We start from the raw sequence: 17,016 nt of genomic DNA, 5'->3' as shown, positions 1-17,016 counted from the left end.
TGTCGGTCGTGGAGCGGATGGCGTGGCCCCGCCATCATGCCCTGACCCGATCGGGTGCGTCACACAGAGGTCCGGCTTAACCGTGCGCGGGATCACGTCGCTTCGAAGGTGTCCTTCGCGACCAGCTTCTTGTCACTGAAGCAGAACCGGAAGACGGTCACGGTGTCGAGGCCGTCCTCGTCGGAGGTGAAGTGGCGGCAGGCCGCGCCCTCGGGCAGCTTCGGACCCTGGTCCTTCAGATCCGTCGTCAGCCACGAGTCCTCGTCGGGTAGTTTGTCCTGTACATCCGCCTCGGCATCGCCCACTTTCACCGACTCATACACACTCGGCGATATCTCGGCCTTCTTCATCTCCTTCATCACCCCTTTCACCCCCCATGTCCCCAGGGCGACGAAGGCTCCGACCAGGATGACAGCGGTGACGGCGCAGCCGATGGCCACGTTCTTCTTGTTGGTCATGGCGGTGGTGAACTCCGTTGGCGGATCGATACGGTTGATGACCGCTCCACCCTCGCCCGCCGCTCCCCTCCTCATCTGCCCCACAAAGTCGTCCCCGAGGCCTACGGAGGTCGCGCCGTCCGGGCCGGGCCTCGGCTCGCCGTCCCCGGTGTCGTACGGCAGCATGCCGGCGATACGGAACCCACCGTCCGCGGTGGGACCGGTGTGCACCATGCCACCGACGAGCCCGGCCCGTTCCCGCAGTCCCCTCAGTCCCTGGCCGCCACTGATCGCGGCCGGCCCCTGCGCCGCCCCGGCCGGTACGGGCCCGTTGGCGACCTCCACCACCAGGCTGTCCGGCTCGTAGCGCAGGGCCAGGCTGATCGGGGCGCCCGGCGCGTGCTTGTGGGCGTTGGTCAGGCCTTCCTGTGCTATGCGGAACGCCGTGTGTTCGACGGCGGGCACCAGCGGCCGCCGGGCGCCCGACCGGTGAAGCTCCACGGTCGCGCCCGCGGCCCGGGAGGACTCGACCAGACCGTCGATGGAGGCGACCGGTCGGGAAACCGGACGTCCGCCGGCCCGGCCGTCGGGCACGTTCCGGTCCTCGCGGAGGATCCCGACGGCCTCGCGCAGCTCCCCCATCGCGGTCACGGAGGCTTCCCGCAGGATCCGTACCCCTTCCCGCTGGCGGCCGGTCAGCTCCGGATCGACCTGCAAGGCGCCCGAGTGCACAGATATCAGGGCGAGTTGGTGGCCGAGGCTGTCGTGCATGTCCCTGGCTATACGGTGGCGCTCCAGCAGGCGCGCCTCCCGTGCCACCATCGCCTGCTCCCGTACGAGCTGGTCGTTGTTGCTCCGCAGCGCACCGAGCAGCGCACGGCGCTGGGCCCGGTAGCGGGCAGCCAGCCACGGCACGATCGCCAGTGCCAGAAATACCCCTGCGCCCAACGCGACCATGGTGACCGGCGACGGGCCGGAACCGGCGGTGATCTCGCCGTGGGCGGTCAACGCCGCATGGGCCGCGAGCGCGGCGGCGTACACGGCGGCCACGCGCCAGGGCTTCACGATGCGGCTGCCCGCCGACCAACTCGCGTAGACCAGCAGCGGAACTGCGGCGATCAGCTCCCCGGCCGCGGCGGCGGAGAGGACCAGCACCGTCGCCGGCAGGGCGCGCCGGGTCAGCGACAGCAGGGCGACGCCCGCGACGACGGCGAGGGTCCGGCCCCCGAACCCGGCCCCCACGGCGTCGAACACCCCAGCGATCCCGGCAAGAGCAACGGTGAGCGCGGCCTCCCCGGCGATCCGGTAGCGGCTCCAGGGCGACGCGGCGGCAAGCCGGGGCAGGAGCGCCCGGGCGACGCGGGGGATGTCTGCTTCTTCCACTTCCACGGACCGACGATAGGCGAGGAGCGGGAGCACCCACATCATCCCTCCGTCGTACCGGCGAACGACGAAAGTCGCCGACCGCAGCCAGGACGAGCGTTGTCGGAGCGGCCGTGGTGTCGCCGTCGGTCGTTCCTGGCCGCGACTTCCGGGAACTGCGCCGGGGCGGCCGCCACGGTGACGATGGACCGGTCGGGCCGGAAGTCCGGCAGGCGGTACACAGCCGGGCAGTACGAGAAGAAGACAACGGGAGACGTCACATGGACAGCGCACGCGTACAGGCACACGAGCGGTTCACCATCCGGCAGAAGATGACCCTCAGGACCAAGGAGTACGTGGTGACCGCGGCCCGGCCGGACGGCTCCGAGGGCGAGGTCGTCGCCTTCGCCCAGCAGAAACGGATCACCCTCAGGGAACAGATGGCCTTCTACACCGACGAGTCCAAGGAACTCGTCCTGTGCGCCTTCGAGGCCCGCCAGGCCCTCGACCTCGAAACCGTGTACGACGTACGGGACGCGGTGGGTCAGACCATCGGGTCCTTCCGCAACGAACCCGTCGCCTCCCTCCTTCGCTCGACCTGGAGCATGCGACAGCCGGGCACGATGGATCTCACCGGGCGCGAGCGCAACCGGGTGGTGGCCGGGGTGCGCCGGATCTGGGAGTGGCTGCCGTTCACGGACTTCGTGCCGTTCCCCTGGCCGTACCACTTCGATTTTACCGAGGGTGACAAGCGGTTGATGGCGGTCGACAAGAAGTTCGGGCTGCGAGACCGGTACGTGCTCGACATCCTCGCCCCCGACCTCGACCGCCGCCTCGCCATCGCGCAGGCCGTGGCGCTTGACGCGCTGGAGGAGCGCTGACGCGCGGCGGTATCGGCGTGCGGCGCGCCGGCACGGCTTCGGGAGGGACCCACCGAGGCGTAAACCGCCGGACCGCCGGGGCCTTGCCGGACGGACCGGAATCGGGAATCACTTACTGATCGTTTCAGAATGAGATCGGTGTGGTGGTTCGGCAGTTGGGGGTTGGGGGTTGGGTCGGCAGGATCTGGTGGGTGTCTGCTGGCCTTGTGCCTGATGGCCTGTGGGAACGTCGCAGTCCCGCTGCTGCCGGTTCGTCCGTCTCGACGGCACCGGTATCCCGCGCGGCCGCCGGCCGGTGACCGTGCTGCTCTGGGGGGGGCATCGTTTACTTGCTGCGCAAGAGTGTGGGCCGGCGGGGCGTTGCCGCGGAGCTGGTGGGCTGCAGTGGGGTGACGGCCTGGCGGCGTCTGCGGGCTGCGGGGCCGGCCACGCCACCGGCCACGGCGGCTGTTCGCCGACCGCGGGTACGACTTCGACAAGCACCGGCGCCTCGTCCGCGCACGTGGGACCACACCCGAGATCGCCCGCCACGCCGCCCCGCACGGCTCGCAACTGGGCAGGACACGTCGTCGAGCGGACCTTCGCCTGGCTCCACCAGTTCAAACAACTGCGCATCCGCTACGAGAGATACGAGCCGACCTCCACCTCGGACTGCTCCAACTCGCCGACAGAATAATCTGCTTGAGGCGACTCCGGACCTCATTCCGAAACAATCAGCAAGGCTGTCGTTTATGGTGCGGCGTCCGCTGATGAGATTCTGGCCGCTGCTGTCGAGCATCTACGCCCCCACGACAGTGTTCACGCCACACCCCACACCCCCCGTCCTGACAGGACATGCCCGGGAGCCCCGGCCGCGCGGCGGCTCCCGCGCTCAGGCGAACAGGCGAGCGCTGCCCCCTTTGCCGCAGACATGAGGAACGGACGCCCCTGACCGCAGCCTCTCGGGGACGGCCGACGAAGGCCGCTCACCCATCCGCTTGAACGAGACGTGACGCGCCGGGTGCTGAGCCGCGCGGACAGTACGCCAGGCACCTTCGCGGTGACCGCCGCGATCAGCTTCCGCACGCTCCAGCACCGCTTCGTGCCGTACGCGCGCGCCGGGGGCCCTCCAGGCCGCCCGTTGTCCGAGTCGAATACCACCGCGCGGGCAAATCCGGAGAGGCCGCAGCGAGGATGTGTCGAACTGGGCGAGGACGCTGTCCTCGGCGGCCCGGCGGCCGTGCCGCGTTCGGGCGTCATCAGGCCGATCGGCACGCCACGGTCATCGGTGCCGTACGCCGTGGCGGCCGGGCCACCGTCCTCGCGGGGTGAAAAACGTGGCGAGGCCCGTCTTCCGGGTTCGCCGCCCACCTCGCGAACTCAGGTCATCACACGGTTCATGCCCCATACCGGCGTCCACTTCGCCCACGCCCGCTTCCTGCTCCCACTCCTCCTCCGCCTCGCTCCCACCCTGTCCCGCGCCCACCCCCGCACCACCGTCACCGTCCTGGCCCGCGCAGCCCTCGTCTCGGCATGACGGGGCGGCCATCTGGCCCCTGATCTGGGGCAACGCCCCTTGGGCAGCGGTTGTGCGACAGTGGGGATCATGCGTCCTACGAGGGAAGAGCCCATGCGAATCGGCGAGGTGGCCGCGGAAGCGGGAGTCAGCACCCGGGTGCTCCGCTACTACGAGCAGCAGCAACTGCTCGCCTCGACCCGGACGCCCGCCGGGCATCGCGAGTACGAGAGCACCGCCGTGGAGCGGGTCCGGCTCATCCAGCTGCTCTACGGCGCGGGGCTCTCCAGCAGGACCATCCGCGGGGTACTGCCCTGCGTGGAGGCGGGTGAAGCGACCCCGGAGCTGCTTCAGCTCCTGGCAACCGAACGTCAGCGCACGGAACAGCAGATCTCCAGCCTGCTCACCGCACGCGACCGCCTGGACGACGTGATCGAGGCCACCGTCAACCCCCACCACGACTGTGTCGAACGTGCCTTGACGCGGTGAGGAACCCGGCGCTTGCACTTGACACCGGTGTCAAGCCATAGCGTCCGGAGTCATCGGCAGGGCGCCGACACCATGAAGCCGGCGTGCGTCGGCACCGTGGGATGTGGTTCAGGAGATGACGATGAGTGAGGCGTTCGGGTTCCGCGAGTTCGGCGGGCCGCAGGTTCAGGAGTTCTTCGACCGGCCGGATCCGGTGCCGAATCCGGCGGAAGTCCTGATACGGGTCACCGCCGCCGGCGTCAATCCCCTCGATCACAAGCTGCGTTCCGGCATCGCTCCGCAATTCTTCGGTGAACGGCCCTTCCCTCAGGTGTTCGGGGCGGAAGCCACCGGTGTCGTACTGGCCGTGGGAGCGGAGGTCGAGGGACTCGACGTGGGCGACACCGTGTTCGGCTGCGCGCTCACCGGGGCCGGAACCTACGCGGGGACCACGGTCCTGCTCGGGACCAACACCGCGCGCAAGCCCGAGGCGCTCCGCGACGACTGGGCGGCCACCATCCCTGTAGCGGCCACGTCCGCCCTGAACGCGGTGGACCAGCTCGACCTGCCCAGCGGCGCGACGGTACTGATCAACGGTGTCGGCGGAGGCGTCGGGCTCGCGACCGCGCAGGTCGCTCGCGATCGTGGTCTGAACGTCATCGGTACGGGCAGCACCGCCAAGCGGACGCTCGCCGAAGCCGCCGGCGCGACGTTCGTCGACTACACCGACGGCCGTGTCGCCGCCCGGGTGCGCGAGCTCGCACCGGACGGCGTCGACGGCCTGGTGGACCTCGTCGGCGGCGAGTCCCTGCGCACTGTGGCACCGCTGACCCGCGAGCCGAAGAAGGTGGTCTCCGTCGCCGACGAGACGGTGGCCGAGCTGGGCGGCGAGATGGTACGCCGTCGCGCGGACCGGGCCGACCTGGAACACGCGGCCGCACTCATGGTGCAAGGGCGCCTCGACCCGTACATCGTCAAGACGTACCCCCTCTCGCGGGCGGCCGAAGCCCTGGCCCTGGTGGAGAGCGGCCACGCTCCCGGCAAGGTCGTCATCGACCTGACCCACCGGACCGCGTCCGCGAGCTGAGCGCGACACGGGCTGCGCCGAGGCGGCTCGGGGCGCCCCGGGCCCGGCAGCGCTACGGACCGCACCCACCCCGCCGCTACGGACCACTGCCGAACCGGTGCCGGGCCGCCCTCTGAGCAGTTCACCCGGAACGCCTCGGCGCGCTCCGGCGGTGCGCTTCGAGCGCTCGGTAGCAGCCATTCGGCGCGGCGTGTGCGGCAGGTTCCGGGGCAGTGCCGGCACGGTCGGGTGCGGCACTGGGCGGCAGGATCCGCAGGGCACGCACGACCGTGCGGCCCGCCGCCCCGGGGCGGCCTTGATGCCCCGGGACCGCTCCAGGCGCGCCCTCGTCGCACAGGCCGACGGCTGCGGGCAGACGGCGAGCCGACCGGAATCCGGGTCGCACGACACGACGGCGCTGTGCCTGGCCAGCTCGGGGAGATGGCCAGGCACAGCGCCCGCAGCCTCGCACCGGTGACAGGAAGCCCCCCAGACCCGCTCGCCTCCCCGGTGCGGTCGCCGAAGACTGGAGCCACGTAGAGGACTGTTCGCCCCACCAGGCGCATATGTCGTATCGGCCCTAGTTTGGGATGGTCTGCATTCGCACCACCGAGGAGCCGCAATGGGCGACAGCGCGATGGACAAGGCCAAGGGCAAAGCCAAGGAAATGACCGGTAAGGCCACCGGAAACCGACGCAAGGAGGCCGAAGGCAGGACCGACCAGGCCAAAGGCAAGACGAAGGACACCATGGAGGGCGCTCGCGACCGCGCCAAGGGCATGAAGGACTCCATGCGCGACGAGAGCTGAGCGCCCACGGGGAAGCCCTCTCCCGCCACCAGGCGAATTCCAGGAGTCGTTGCAACACGTGATCACCGACGTGTGGTGGCGAGCAGTTCAGACGGACGCTCGGCTGGGGTTTCCCAGCCGAGCGTCCTGCGTGAGCGGGTGTTGAGCTCGGCAGCGACGGTGTCCAGGTCCTCACAGCTGTAGTGGGACAGGTAGGTGCCCTTGGGGAAGTACTGCCGGAGCGGGCCGTTCGTGTTCTCATGTGAGCCCGTGCCCCCCAGTGGCCGAGGACCGCCTGATGAAGGGGTGGCTGGCACTTGTTCGCCTGACGCTGGGGGCGTCGGCGGGCCCGCCCGGTCCCCGGGACCTTGGTGATTCAGGGCGGAGCTCTCCGCGGCCCTGGACGTAAAGCGTCTGGTAGATGGTCTCGTGCGCCACGCGCATCTCCAGGTCGTCGGGGAAGTCCTGTCCCGGCGGACTGGGCGGGGTGGCAGCCGGTCGCACGGGCTGGGCGGCGTGGGGCGCGACAGGTCCACGTGGTGCCGCGCCGGAGAGCGCCGTTGCGGCGTATCTCCCGGCTGACCGTGGAGGAGCCGCAGCCCAGCGCGTGCAGGGCTCGTCCGGATGGTCCCCTTCTCCCGTAACCGGTCGGCGATGTGGTTGCGTTCGAATTCGGAGAGGTACCGGATCGTCAGCGTGGACGACTGGATCGCCGTCCGGATCGCCGAGGTCGATCTCCTACGCCACCCCATCACTCTGTCGGCCAGGAACCTCCCACAGAACGGCAAGGATCTCCCTCTCCGTTCGAGAGGCCCCATCTGAGGCGCCAGTGGACACCCCTGGGCTGAGCGGCTGTTGTCAGTGGCCTCTGTGAGAATGCCTCGGTCAACCTCATGATGGGGAGAGATTATGGGTACTTGGGATATCGGCCCCTTCGACAACGACACCGCGGCGGACTTCTGTGGCGGCCTCGACGAGGCGGCCACAGGCGAACGTGAAGGCATCGACCTCCATACGTCGTCCCATCAGCGGGATACCAATTTCCGGCGCGGCAGCCCGCAAAGGGGCGAGCCGACGGCTGGAAACGGGGCCAACGCATGATCAACAGCGGCCAGGAACAGTCGGAAACACCTGGGCAGGGGCCGATCCAGGAGTAAGCGGAAACCTCTACCTGTTGAACAGAATGCCTGTTTCACAGGCCCTTTATGGCTCGGTCAGGGCACGGCAGTCGCGGTGCCGCGGCTTGGCCGGCGGCCGGGGCGGCTCTCTCCGGCCGGCTCGCACCACACATGCGCGTGCCGTGGATCGACGCCAGGCGGTTACGCGACAGTCGGAATGCCTGCCCGCCGAGCACTGACGACGCGGGGGCAGGCGCGGGCAGTTCGCTCGGCTGTCCATTCGGGGCCTCATCCGTCTGGGGGGAGAGAAACGAATCTGTCGGTGGGGAAGGAATAACCTGTGCGGTGGGGTGGCACGGTCCGGTCATGAAGATGATCAGCATGGTGGCCGCGGCTGCCGTCGGTGCCTGTCTCGTCGTCGCACCGGTGACCGAGGCGTCAGCGGAGCGGAACTGGAACAAGAAGGTGAAGTGCGAGCAGGCCGATCCCGAGGGGCGGGTGATCCCCACTCGTTACGGCAACGGCGATCTCGGCTGGAACCACTTCTCCGGCAAGCACAACATCAAAAAGTGCCGGGTGGTCGACGCGGCCCTGGCCGGGAGGGTGGACAAGAAAAGCGGAGGGAGGCTCGAGTATTACGGGGTCGCCCGCAAGCAGACCAAGCTGGTCAACATCGTGGTCATCGTGCAATACGCCCGCCGTACGGCCGACGGTGAGTACGACGCGGGCAGGGGAAAGAAGATCGGTGTCATCACCGCCTACTGCAAAGGCATGACCAAGTGCCCGAACTGGGTCAACGAGTGAGCGGCGTTGGCGAGGAGACGGTCGAGCAGCAGGCGTACCTCACGCGCTTCCTTCTCGACTACACGGCGGCGCCCCTTGTCCAGGGAATCTTCCTGCGCGGTGTGCTGCCTGCGCGGGACACGGTCCGGATCGTGACCGGCGCCGCCGACACGGTCGCGGCGCGCGAGATGGTCGCCTACGAGATCCCGTTGTCGGACGAGGACGACGAGCCGGTCACCGCCCCGCTGGTGCTGGGCTGGACGCGCACGCTCGCATCCGCCGCTCTCCCCCGCACGGACGCGTCCGTAATGGGCATGCCCCTGGTCCCGGTGGACACCGCCGTCCTCGAACCCGCGGGCCCGACCGGCACGGACCAGGCGCTGCGTGTGCTGCGCACGCTGGCCTGGCCGTTCCTCGAGAACCCGCCGAGCCCCCCGCTCTGCGGATTCCTCTTCACCGGCCGGAACAGCATGCGCCTCTACCTCGCCGCCGAAAAGGCCGACGGCCTGATCGCGGCCGACATCCAGCTCACCGGCGCCTTGACCGCCCTGCTGGCCGCCCTGCCCTCACTCGTCGACGAAGAGGAACGCTGGACGCCAGACACATCCGACCCCCACTGTGTCCACGTAGTCGACCTGACCACCTGGTAGCCCGGCACACGGCACCAGGTCGCCTCAAGAGCTGGCCTGCTGCCGTCCGAGAAGCGGCATGGTGCCCGGGGGATTCGCCGCCCCCGCCGTCACTCCCCGCGCGAACCTCCAATCGTTACGGCGGGGCCCGGTTCACGCCTGGGGGCGGTGGGGATTTGTTGCACGTGCAGGGGTTCCGGGGCCGGCGCCCGCCAGGGTGGCGCGGCAGGATGAGGGTCTACGCATCGGCCGGCTCGGAAGCGGATGCGTCGCGCCGCTCCGGGCAGTCGATGATCACTGCACCGCGGTAACGGTCCGGTGAGATCGTCGACATCACGTCGAGTGACGCGTCGGGTACGGGCAGCAGGTGGGCGTCGACCCAGGTGTCCCCCGTGGCCGTGTTGGCCCATGGGTCCTCGATCACGACGGCCCCGGGGACGGCGCCGTGGCAGAGCACCCAGTGCGGCACGTCGAACCCCTGCATCCCGGCGAGCGAGACCAGGAGCAGCACGTGTTCCCGTCGGCCGATCGCGCTCCGGATCTCGGTCATGGGCAGGTGGCGTGAGTCGATCGGGACACCGGCCCGCCCGGCGTCCGTCCGCGACACGCGTTGGAGTACGGCGCGCCACTCCTGCTCGCTCGGCGGTAGGTGGTCGAGCAGGACGGGCCGGTCCGCGTCGAGAAAGACCTCGACCGCGGACGACGGCCACGTTCGACGAACGGCGACGCCCAGTCCGACGGGTTCGCACGCGGGGAAGTTCGTCGCGTCGCGCCACAGCGTCAGCTCCGCCGGGCGGTCGAGCGACTCCCGCGGCAGCGCCCCCGCGTGTGCCTGTGCGACCAGGGCGGTGACGGCGCCGCACGTGAAGTGCGTGGTCTGTCCGTAGTACGGGGGCTCGGCCACCGCGCCGTCGCACAGCCAGCGCACGTAGCCGGAACCGGGTCCTCCCGCGTCCTGCGCCTGCGTGAGCGGGACACGCAGCGGGGCGAAACCTGCTTCGGCGGCTGCCTCGGGGCTCGCCGTCCACCCTTCCCACTTGACCTGCGCGAGGCCCTGGTGACGTGCGTGGGAGACCACGGCGTCGACGGCCGCCGGCATGTCACCTACGGCGTCGACGATCTTCAGGTAGGCGGTGTTCGGGCGTGCCGTCACGAGCGCGGCAGCGGCCCAGTCCTCGCCGTCGTCCCCGGGAACGGCCACGACCTGCGGGGCGTGGGCGGAACGGTCGACCGCGCGCCAGCGCTCCAGCACGTCGTGTCCGAGCCGCCTCAGCGGGGTCGGCAACGCGTCGGGCTCGAAGGGGACGACGGTGCCCTTCAGTGGCGTTTCCTGGTGGGGTGGCATTCCGGGACTCCTGACGGGTCGGGAGGGGGCAGGGGTTGGGGTCGGCCCGCAGTTCTCCCGTGGCGGTGCGGGCTCCAGGGTCCGGGCCGCGTGGCGGTTGGGGAGGGATCGGGGGTCGGTGCGGGGTTGACGCGCCGTGCGGTGTTCCCGGGGGGTGAGGTGGTGTAGGAGTCGGTGCGGGTGTGCTGCTCGGCGTCACGCTCGGGACTGTCGGAGCACCCAGACGAAGTACGGTGCGCCTACCAGGGCGATCATGAGGCCCGCCGGGACTTGGGCAGGTGCGACGAGCGTGCGGCCGAGGGTGTCGGCCACGCAGACCAGCAGCCCGCCGAGCAGCATCGCAACCGGGATCACGCGGCCGTGGCGGGCGCCGACCAGTGACCGGGCGAGGTGCGGGGCGACGAGCCCCACGAAACCGACGACGCCGACGGCGATCACGCTGAACGCCGCGAGGACCGCGGCGATCGCCAGTGCGGCGAAGCGTGTACGTTCCAGCCTGACGCCGACGACGCGCGGGGTGTCCTCGTCGACGGCGAGCAGGTCGAGCCGGCCGCGCATGGCGTACAGGGTGGGGAGTGCGAGTGCCAGTGCCACCGCGACCGGTGCGACGTCGGGCAGCGTGCGCCCGTACGTCGTGCCGGAGAGCCAGGTGAAGATCCGGGGCGTGTTCCACGGGTCGGCACGCAGCAGGAGGAACGTGGTGACGGAACTGAGGCCGTACCCGCAGCCGATGCCGATCAGCACGAACCGGTCGGGCAGGAGGCCGCCGCGCCAGGCCAGCAGGGCGATCACCGCGAACGTGGCGAGCCCCGTCACGACCGCCGCGGCGACGAGCAGCGGCCGTCCGCCGGGCAGGCCCGACGTCACGACGCTCGCCGCGCCCAGCCCGGCGCCCGCCGTGATGCCGAGCACCCCCGGCTCCGCCAGCGGGTTGCGCACCGCGCTCTGCACGGCGCAGCCTGCCAGTCCGAGCGCCGCGCCGGCGAGGACCGCGGCGGCCACGCGCGGGACCCGGTCGTCGAGCGCCTGGCCGATGAGGTCCGGGGCGGTTCCCCGGACCCAGAGCGCCACGTCCCCCGTCCGCAGCCACAGGCTCCCCGCGAGGACCGCCACGAGGACCGCCGCGGCCAGGAGTGCCACCGCGCCGAACACGACGAGGAGGAACGCCCGGCGCGACCGTGTGCGGACGCGCGCGTTGGGTGGTTGACGGAGCTGGCCCGTGTCGCGGAGGCGGAGGGCGAGGACCACGATCACGACGGCGCCGAGCAACGCGGTCGGCACACCCGTGGGAATGGAGGCGGCCCCCTCGGCACCCTGCACCGCACGCAGTGACGCGTCCGCGAGCAGGATGAGCAACGCGCCGAGCAGCCCGGACGCGGGTACCAGGAGGAGATGCCGGCGCAGCGCCCGGAACCGTCCCGCGATCAGGCGGGCCAGGACGGGGGCGCCGAGTCCGACGAAGGCGATCGGGCCCGCGAGTGTCACCGCCGTACTGGTCAGGAGCACCGCGCAGAGCACGGCGGTCACGCGGGTGGTCCGAATCGGTACGCCGAGGGTGGACGCGGCGTCGTCGCCGAGGTTCATCACGTCCAGCCGCCGGGACAGCGCCAGGGCCACGCACAGCACCATGGCCACGAGGGGGAAGGCGCGTACCGACGCGTCGATGTTCAGTTGCGCGAGTGAACCGCTTCCCCAGGCGAAGAGACTGGTCGTGTTCTGGTCGAACAGGATGAGCAGCATCGCGGTCGCCGCGTCCAGGGCCATCGCTGTCGCCGATCCGGCGAGGATGAGGCGCGTGCCCGTGGTGCCCGCGGCCCGGCCCGCGAGGACCAGCACGAGCGCCGCCGCGAGCAGGCCGCCGGCGAAGGCGACGGCGCCCGACGCCCACAGCGGGACGGCGAGGCCGAGGGCCGCGACGAGGGAGAGCGTGAAGTAGGCCCCGGCCGTGACCGCCAGGGTGTCGGGGGAGGCGAGCGCGTTGCGCGTCACGGACTGCAGCAGCGCTCCGGCGGAGCCGAGGGCGAAGCCCACGGCGACACCCGCGAGGAGGCGCGGCAGACGCGAGCCGGCGAGGATCTCGCCGACCGGCGCACCGTCGGCGCTCTCCCGTTCGCCGGCGAGATGCCGCACCAGGTCCTCGACGCCGACGCCCGACGTCCCCTGCGTCAGGTGCCACATGCCCACCAGGGCGGTCACGACGAGAAGCAGCGCCAGGACGGCCACTCCGGTGGGCCCGCCGCCGTGCTCGGCCTGCGGCAGCGGCTTCCGTCCGGACGCCGATATCCGCGGTGTGTTCACCTCTCGCGGTGTGTTCACCTCTCGCGGTGTGTTCACCTCTTGCGGTGTGTTCACTTCTTGCGGTGTGTTCACTTCTTGGCGAGTACGTTGACGTACGCGTCGATCGCCTGCTCGCAGGAGCGCGGACCGCCGGCGCCCCACACCCGCGCCGGGAACGCGTGCGCACGGCCTTCCTTCACCGCCGGGATCGACTTCCAGATCGGGTTCTTCTCCAGGGCCTCGACATATCCCCCCACCCCTTCGTCGTTGGCGTGGAAGAGGTTGGCGTTCCCCACCGCGGTGAGTCCCTCGACGTCGGTCTGCGCGAGGCCGTAGGCGGGATCGACGCCCCCGTCCCCGTGCGCCTTGTTGACGTCGTCGGTCCACGCGGGGTTCATGCCGAGCTGCTGGCCTATCGCGGTGAACAGGGCGCCCTCGCCGTAGGGGCGGACGGTGAGGTTGCCTCCCTGGAGCCATCCGTCGAAGAACAGGAAGTCCTTCGTCGGCAGATCGGCGTCGATGACCCGCTTCTTCGCCGTCGCGAGGTGCTCGTCGAACTCCCCCAGGACCTGATCGGCCCGCTCGGTACGCCCCGTCGCCTCGCCGATCATGCTGAACACGTCCCGCATGTTCCCGATCGGGTCGGCCGGGTTCGCCCCCCGCGTGGCCATCACGGGCACGCCTCGCTTCTCCAGCTTCTTGATGGTCTCGTCGTCGGCGTCGAACGCCTCCACGACGACAAGGTCGGGCTTCGCCGCGTAGAGGGTGTCGAGGTCGGGCTCCTCACGGGTACCGATATCCGTCACCCCGTCGGGCAGCTTCTCCGCGCTGACCCAGGTGCGGTATCCCTTCGCGTCGGAGACCGCGGCCGGGGTGACGCACAGGGTCAGCGCGTCCTCGATCTGCTGCCATTCCAGGACCGCGATCCGCTCGGCGGGCTTGTCGAGTGTGACCTGCCGGCCGACACCGTCCTTGAAGGAGACCGGCTTCTTCGAGGTTGTCGTGGTGTCCTGGGCGCAGCTCTTCGACGAGGGCGACGCGCTGCCGCCGGTCTCGGCTTTGTCGACACCGGTCGTGCCGCAAGCCGTTGCGGCGAACACGACGAGCCCTGCGGAGGCCGACGCGGCGAGACGACTGGCACGGTTCATGAAGGGTCCTCTTTCTTACGGTTCGTATGAGCGGCGGATGCGCCGCTCCGGGCGGAGTGCCGCCCGAGTGGGTCGATGCGGACACGGCCCGTGCGAGGGTCCACGCCGACCTCGACACGGATGTCGTAGACCGCGCCGATGTTCTTCGCGGTGAGGACGTCGGCGGGCGCGCCCGCCGCATGCACCCGGCCGGAGCGCATCAGGACCAGCGTGTCCGCGACACGGGAGGCCTGGTCGAGGTCGTGCAGCACGATCCCCACCGCGGCGCCGTGCTCCTCTACGAGATCGCGCACCAGGTCGAGCGTCTCGATCTGATAGCGCAGGTCCAGGTGGTTCGTGGGCTCGTCCAGCAGCACGACGCCGGTGTCCTGCGCCAGGCAGGCCGCGAGCCAGACACGCTGCATCTCCCCGCCCGAGAGTTCCCCGACCGGCCGGCCGGCCATGTCCCCGACGCCGGTGATACCCATGGCGTGCTCGATGGCGCCGCGGTCCCCGGTGGACAAGCCGGCGAAACCACGCCGGTACGGGTGGCGTCCGAACGCCACGACCTCCCCCACCGTCAGCCCTTGAGGCGCGGGCCTCGACTGCGAGAACAGTGTGACCTCACGCGCGAACTCGCGGGCGCTGAGCAGGTGTGCCTCGCGCTCGGGGTGTGCGTCGCGGGAACCGAGCGTCACCCGGCCGTCGTCCACCCGGTGCAGTCGGGAGAGCGCGCGCAGCAGCGTGGACTTCCCACTGCCGTTCGGCCCCACCAGAGCGGTCGCGCGACCCGGTTCCAGAGCCAGCGAGACGCCGTGGACGACCGGCGCCCCGCCGTACCGCAGTACCAGATCGTGCCCACGGAGAGCACCCGAAGGCGTGGCCGGATCGGCCGCACGCCGACGGGCGCGCCGGGATGAATTCATAAACATTGACGGGTCCGGACGGTTGGAGGAGCAACGGCTGCGGCACCCTCCGTCCGGCCGATGCCGAACAGCCCGCAGACTCTCCGGCGCCCGGAAACACCGCACGCGGCGAGCAACAACTAAGGGTTGCCTAACTCGAAGAAGGTTATAGTCCGCTTGCCATGTCGACAATCAGGAGTTCTGGACACCCGATACGGGATTCCGGACACCGGAGGGGGCGCCGTCGGCCGCGTCGAAGAACGCGCCCGGTGTGGTTCCCATGGCCCGCCGGAAGGCGGCGATGAAGGTGCTGGGCTGCGCGTAGCCGAGCGTCTCGGAGACGGTCTGCACATCGAGCCCCTCGGAGAGCAGTGTCAGTGCCCGATGGACGCGCAGTGCCTGTCGCCACTGCGCGAAGGACAGCCCTGTCGCGTGGCGGAACGCGCGGGTGATCGTCCGGTCGCTGATCCCCAGCGCGCGCGCCCACTCGTCCAGCGAGCGGCAGTCGGCAGGATCGTCCAGCAAGGTTTCGGCGATCGCGTCGATCCGGGCGTCGCCGGGCAACTGCAACGCGAACTGGCGCTCCGACGGCTGGAGCACGTCGAACACGACCGACTCCGCCCGTGCCCTGGCCGCGGCGTCGAGATCCGTGCGGGACAGATGAGTCAGCAACGACTCCAGCACCGGTGGCATCGCGATCGCCATCGGCTCCTCGAACGCGAACGGCGTGCGGTCGGGGGCGAAGAAGGCGTCGTGGAACACCGCACCCGCCGTCGCCCGGCCCCCGTGCACCACTCCGGCCGGCATCCACAGCCCGTGCCCCACGGACACGGTGAAAATACGGTCCTCCACACGGGACGTCAGAGTTCCCCCGCGCACCCAGACGAGCTCGTGCAGGGGATGCGAGTGCGGCGCCCACTCCGTGGGAACAGGGGGAACCCGCGAACCGGCGATGATGACATAGGGGGCTGCCGCCCGCTCCGGAAGCGCCGAGGCCCGGCGCACCACGGTGCCCGTCTCGCGCCGCCACATCCCGGGACTCACACCATCACGAGATGATCGGACCATGCGAAGGAGTCTATCCGGGACCCACACCGACGCCGGAGGCCCCGTAGCCCTGTTCACATGCAGTGGGACCAAACACCAATTCCGTGAGGACGATCAACGGAACGCGGCCTCGGTGACGCCGCGTCATCCGGGATCTTGGTGCGGTTCGGCGGTTCGGCGGTTCGGCGGTTCGGCGGTTCGGCGGTTCGGCGGTTCGGCGGTTCGGCGGTTCGGCGGTTCGGCGAAAGACACCGTTGGGTCCGGGCCGGGCACCGGGGGCGTGGGCGGGCCCCGGCCGTCTCCCTCGATCGCTCCGGCCGGCGCCGCCGCCACCACGCCGGGGCGACGGGCGCTCAGGCCCGGTGTGCGTGTCAGCCGGCGGATCCGGCCCTGCGCCGTGCCGCCAGGACTCCGTCGGACGCTGCCCGTTCCGGGCCGGATTCCGGGTTCGGCACAAGAGGGATACCGGCTTGCGGGCAGCGGGCAGGCCGAGACTTCGCGCCGCGAGAACTCGGCCCGGAGGGAGATCGGACCGCGCAGATCGGTGCCGTGAGCGCCGTCGAGGCAGGACAGCAGACCGGCCGAGTGCGCGCTGCCGGCATCACCGTCGGCGGCATGGACGCGTGCCGCGTGGCGGGCCACACCCCGCGCCGGTGGCAGACCGCGCGCGGCCGGGGTATGTACGAGTGCGCGGTCAGCCTTGCCATTCTCAGGAGGCCAGGACGCATCAGCCGCACGCCGTCCAGGAAGTGACGTCGCCGGCCTGCTTTCGCCGGTGGCGGCAAGTGACGAGAGCAGTGATCGCGGCGGTGGGCCCGCGCTGTCCACCAGTTCTGCCAGTCGGCTCCCGAATGTGATCAGCCGTCGGCCGTGGACTCTTGGCCGCGCTCGTTCGCGCGGTCGATCTCGGCCATGTGTTCCTCGGCCCACTCACGAAGCCTGGCCAGCGGTTCATCCAGTGTCAGGCCGAGTGGGGTGAGCCGGTAGTACACACGTGGCGGCACCGACGCTTCCACCCGACGGTTGACCAGGCCATCACGGGTCAGCCCCTGAAGAGTGACCGACAGCATCTTCTGCGAGACGCCGGTCATCCTGCGCTGCAGTTCCGCGAAGCGCACCTCCTCCGGGGACGCCTCCGCCAGCACTTTGATGGCCATGGACGTCCACTTCGTACCGATCCGGTCGAGCAGACGGCGGGTCGGACACTGCGGATCGAACAGATCTCCACGTTTCCCGTGAGGGGGACGCCGTGTCGAGGAGGTCACCTGGAGCTCACCACCTGTGGCAAA

Annotated in this window: 14 protein-coding genes and 3 pseudogenes; 9 read left to right on the top strand and 8 right to left on the bottom strand. The window is 70.4% G+C overall.

The window, feature by feature from the left end; translation table 11 throughout:
• Positions 1 to 92: 92 nt before the first annotated feature.
• Positions 93 to 1,820: a sensor histidine kinase gene (locus tag ACFXPL_RS14190; RefSeq protein ID WP_384917886.1), complete on the bottom strand. Its 1,728-nt coding sequence runs from the start codon at positions 1,818 to 1,820 to the stop codon at positions 93 to 95.
• A 260-nt stretch (positions 1,821 to 2,080) separates the two neighbouring features.
• On the opposite strand from ACFXPL_RS14190, the gene ACFXPL_RS14185 reads away from it, so the two are divergent.
• The 6 genes and pseudogenes from ACFXPL_RS14185 to ACFXPL_RS14160 all read left to right on the top strand — a co-directional run bounded on the left by ACFXPL_RS14185 (position 2,081) and on the right by ACFXPL_RS14160 (position 6,517).
• On the top strand, positions 2,081 to 2,680 hold the full coding sequence (locus ACFXPL_RS14185; protein WP_384917716.1) for a hypothetical protein: 600 nt from the start codon (positions 2,081 to 2,083) through the stop codon (positions 2,678 to 2,680).
• Positions 2,681 to 2,871: 191 nt separating this feature from the next.
• Positions 2,872 to 3,430: pseudogene (locus tag ACFXPL_RS14180) on the top strand (hypothetical protein).
• A gap of 628 nt (positions 3,431 to 4,058) precedes the next feature.
• Positions 4,059 to 4,196: a hypothetical protein gene (locus ACFXPL_RS14175; protein WP_384917713.1), complete on the top strand. Its 138-nt coding sequence runs from the start codon at positions 4,059 to 4,061 to the stop codon at positions 4,194 to 4,196.
• Between the two features lie 93 nt (positions 4,197 to 4,289).
• On the top strand, positions 4,290 to 4,664 hold the full coding sequence (locus ACFXPL_RS14170; protein ID WP_384917710.1) for a MerR family transcriptional regulator: 375 nt from the start codon (positions 4,290 to 4,292) through the stop codon (positions 4,662 to 4,664).
• Between the two features lie 121 nt (positions 4,665 to 4,785).
• Positions 4,786 to 5,730, top strand: a complete 945-nt coding sequence (locus ACFXPL_RS14165) for an NADP-dependent oxidoreductase (protein ID WP_384917707.1) — start codon at positions 4,786 to 4,788, stop codon at positions 5,728 to 5,730.
• 601 nt (positions 5,731 to 6,331) lie between these two features.
• Positions 6,332 to 6,517 (top strand): CsbD family protein, encoded by a 186-nt coding sequence (locus ACFXPL_RS14160; RefSeq protein ID WP_384917703.1) that lies wholly within the window; start codon positions 6,332 to 6,334, stop codon positions 6,515 to 6,517.
• Between the two features lie 62 nt (positions 6,518 to 6,579).
• Here ACFXPL_RS14160 and ACFXPL_RS14155 read toward each other — a convergent pair.
• Positions 6,580 to 6,807, bottom strand: a pseudogene (locus ACFXPL_RS14155) (hypothetical protein); the annotation flags it as partial.
• A 598-nt stretch (positions 6,808 to 7,405) separates the two neighbouring features.
• Between ACFXPL_RS14155 and ACFXPL_RS14150 the strand changes: the two are divergent.
• The 3 genes and pseudogenes from ACFXPL_RS14150 to ACFXPL_RS14140 form a co-directional block, all read left to right on the top strand.
• Positions 7,406 to 7,495, top strand: a pseudogene (locus ACFXPL_RS14150) (DUF4259 domain-containing protein); the annotation flags it as partial.
• 485 nt (positions 7,496 to 7,980) lie between these two features.
• Positions 7,981 to 8,418, top strand: coding sequence for a hypothetical protein (locus tag ACFXPL_RS14145; RefSeq protein ID WP_384917700.1), 438 nt, complete (start codon positions 7,981 to 7,983; stop codon positions 8,416 to 8,418).
• Positions 8,415 to 9,047 carry a hypothetical protein gene (locus ACFXPL_RS14140; RefSeq protein ID WP_384917697.1) on the top strand — a complete coding sequence of 211 codons (633 nt, stop codon included), beginning with the start codon at positions 8,415 to 8,417 and terminating at the stop codon, positions 9,045 to 9,047. Before ACFXPL_RS14145 ends, ACFXPL_RS14140 begins: the two co-directional genes overlap by 4 nt.
• A gap of 217 nt (positions 9,048 to 9,264) precedes the next feature.
• Here ACFXPL_RS14140 and ACFXPL_RS14135 read toward each other — a convergent pair whose 3' ends face one another.
• The 6 genes from ACFXPL_RS14135 to ACFXPL_RS14110 form a co-directional block, all read right to left on the bottom strand.
• Complete coding sequence (locus tag ACFXPL_RS14135) at positions 9,265 to 10,371, bottom strand: peptidase C39 family protein (RefSeq protein ID WP_384917694.1); 1,107 nt, start codon at positions 10,369 to 10,371, stop codon at positions 9,265 to 9,267.
• 195 nt (positions 10,372 to 10,566) lie between these two features.
• A complete protein-coding gene (locus tag ACFXPL_RS14130) occupies positions 10,567 to 12,654 on the bottom strand; it encodes an iron ABC transporter permease (RefSeq protein ID WP_384917884.1) in 2,088 nt (695 codons plus the stop codon).
• 83 nt (positions 12,655 to 12,737) lie between these two features.
• Entirely contained in the window at positions 12,738 to 13,796 is a 1,059-nt protein-coding gene (locus ACFXPL_RS14125) for an iron-siderophore ABC transporter substrate-binding protein (RefSeq protein WP_384917692.1), read from the bottom strand.
• Positions 13,793 to 14,707, bottom strand: a complete 915-nt coding sequence (locus ACFXPL_RS14120) for an ABC transporter ATP-binding protein (protein ID WP_384917689.1) — start codon at positions 14,705 to 14,707, stop codon at positions 13,793 to 13,795. The genes ACFXPL_RS14125 and ACFXPL_RS14120 overlap by 4 nt, the downstream gene beginning before the upstream one ends.
• A 165-nt stretch (positions 14,708 to 14,872) precedes the next feature.
• Positions 14,873 to 15,712, bottom strand: coding sequence for a helix-turn-helix domain-containing protein (locus ACFXPL_RS14115; protein WP_384917881.1), 840 nt, complete (start codon positions 15,710 to 15,712; stop codon positions 14,873 to 14,875).
• 872 nt (positions 15,713 to 16,584) lie between these two features.
• Positions 16,585 to 16,992 (bottom strand): winged helix-turn-helix transcriptional regulator, encoded by a 408-nt coding sequence (locus ACFXPL_RS14110; RefSeq protein ID WP_384917687.1) that lies wholly within the window; start codon positions 16,990 to 16,992, stop codon positions 16,585 to 16,587.
• Positions 16,993 to 17,016: the final 24 nt, after the last annotated feature.

It is taken from the genome of Streptomyces sp. NPDC059092, assembly GCF_042756365.1.
Lineage (GTDB): Bacteria > Actinomycetota > Actinomycetes > Streptomycetales > Streptomycetaceae > Streptomyces.
The sequence above is the reverse complement of the archived record's forward strand: the minus strand, read 5'-3'. Positions and strand labels throughout refer to the sequence as shown.

Coding starts and splice junctions, on each gene's coding strand:
- ACFXPL_RS14145 (WP_384917700.1), top strand. CDS start 7,981: ATGAAGATGATCAGCATGGTGGCCGCGGCTGCCGTCGGTGCCTGTCTC.
- ACFXPL_RS14135 (WP_384917694.1), bottom strand. CDS start 10,371: ATGCCACCCCACCAGGAAACGCCACTGAAGGGCACCGTCGTCCCCTTC.
- ACFXPL_RS14170 (WP_384917710.1), top strand. CDS start 4,290: ATGCGAATCGGCGAGGTGGCCGCGGAAGCGGGAGTCAGCACCCGGGTG.
- ACFXPL_RS14120 (WP_384917689.1), bottom strand. CDS start 14,707: ATGTTTATGAATTCATCCCGGCGCGCCCGTCGGCGTGCGGCCGATCCG.
- ACFXPL_RS14185 (WP_384917716.1), top strand. CDS start 2,081: ATGGACAGCGCACGCGTACAGGCACACGAGCGGTTCACCATCCGGCAG.
- ACFXPL_RS14175 (WP_384917713.1), top strand. CDS start 4,059: ATGCCCCATACCGGCGTCCACTTCGCCCACGCCCGCTTCCTGCTCCCA.
- ACFXPL_RS14165 (WP_384917707.1), top strand. CDS start 4,786: ATGAGTGAGGCGTTCGGGTTCCGCGAGTTCGGCGGGCCGCAGGTTCAG.
- ACFXPL_RS14115 (WP_384917881.1), bottom strand. CDS start 15,712: ATGTGGCGGCGCGAGACGGGCACCGTGGTGCGCCGGGCCTCGGCGCTT.
- ACFXPL_RS14160 (WP_384917703.1), top strand. CDS start 6,332: ATGGGCGACAGCGCGATGGACAAGGCCAAGGGCAAAGCCAAGGAAATG.
- ACFXPL_RS14125 (WP_384917692.1), bottom strand. CDS start 13,796: ATGAACCGTGCCAGTCGTCTCGCCGCGTCGGCCTCCGCAGGGCTCGTC.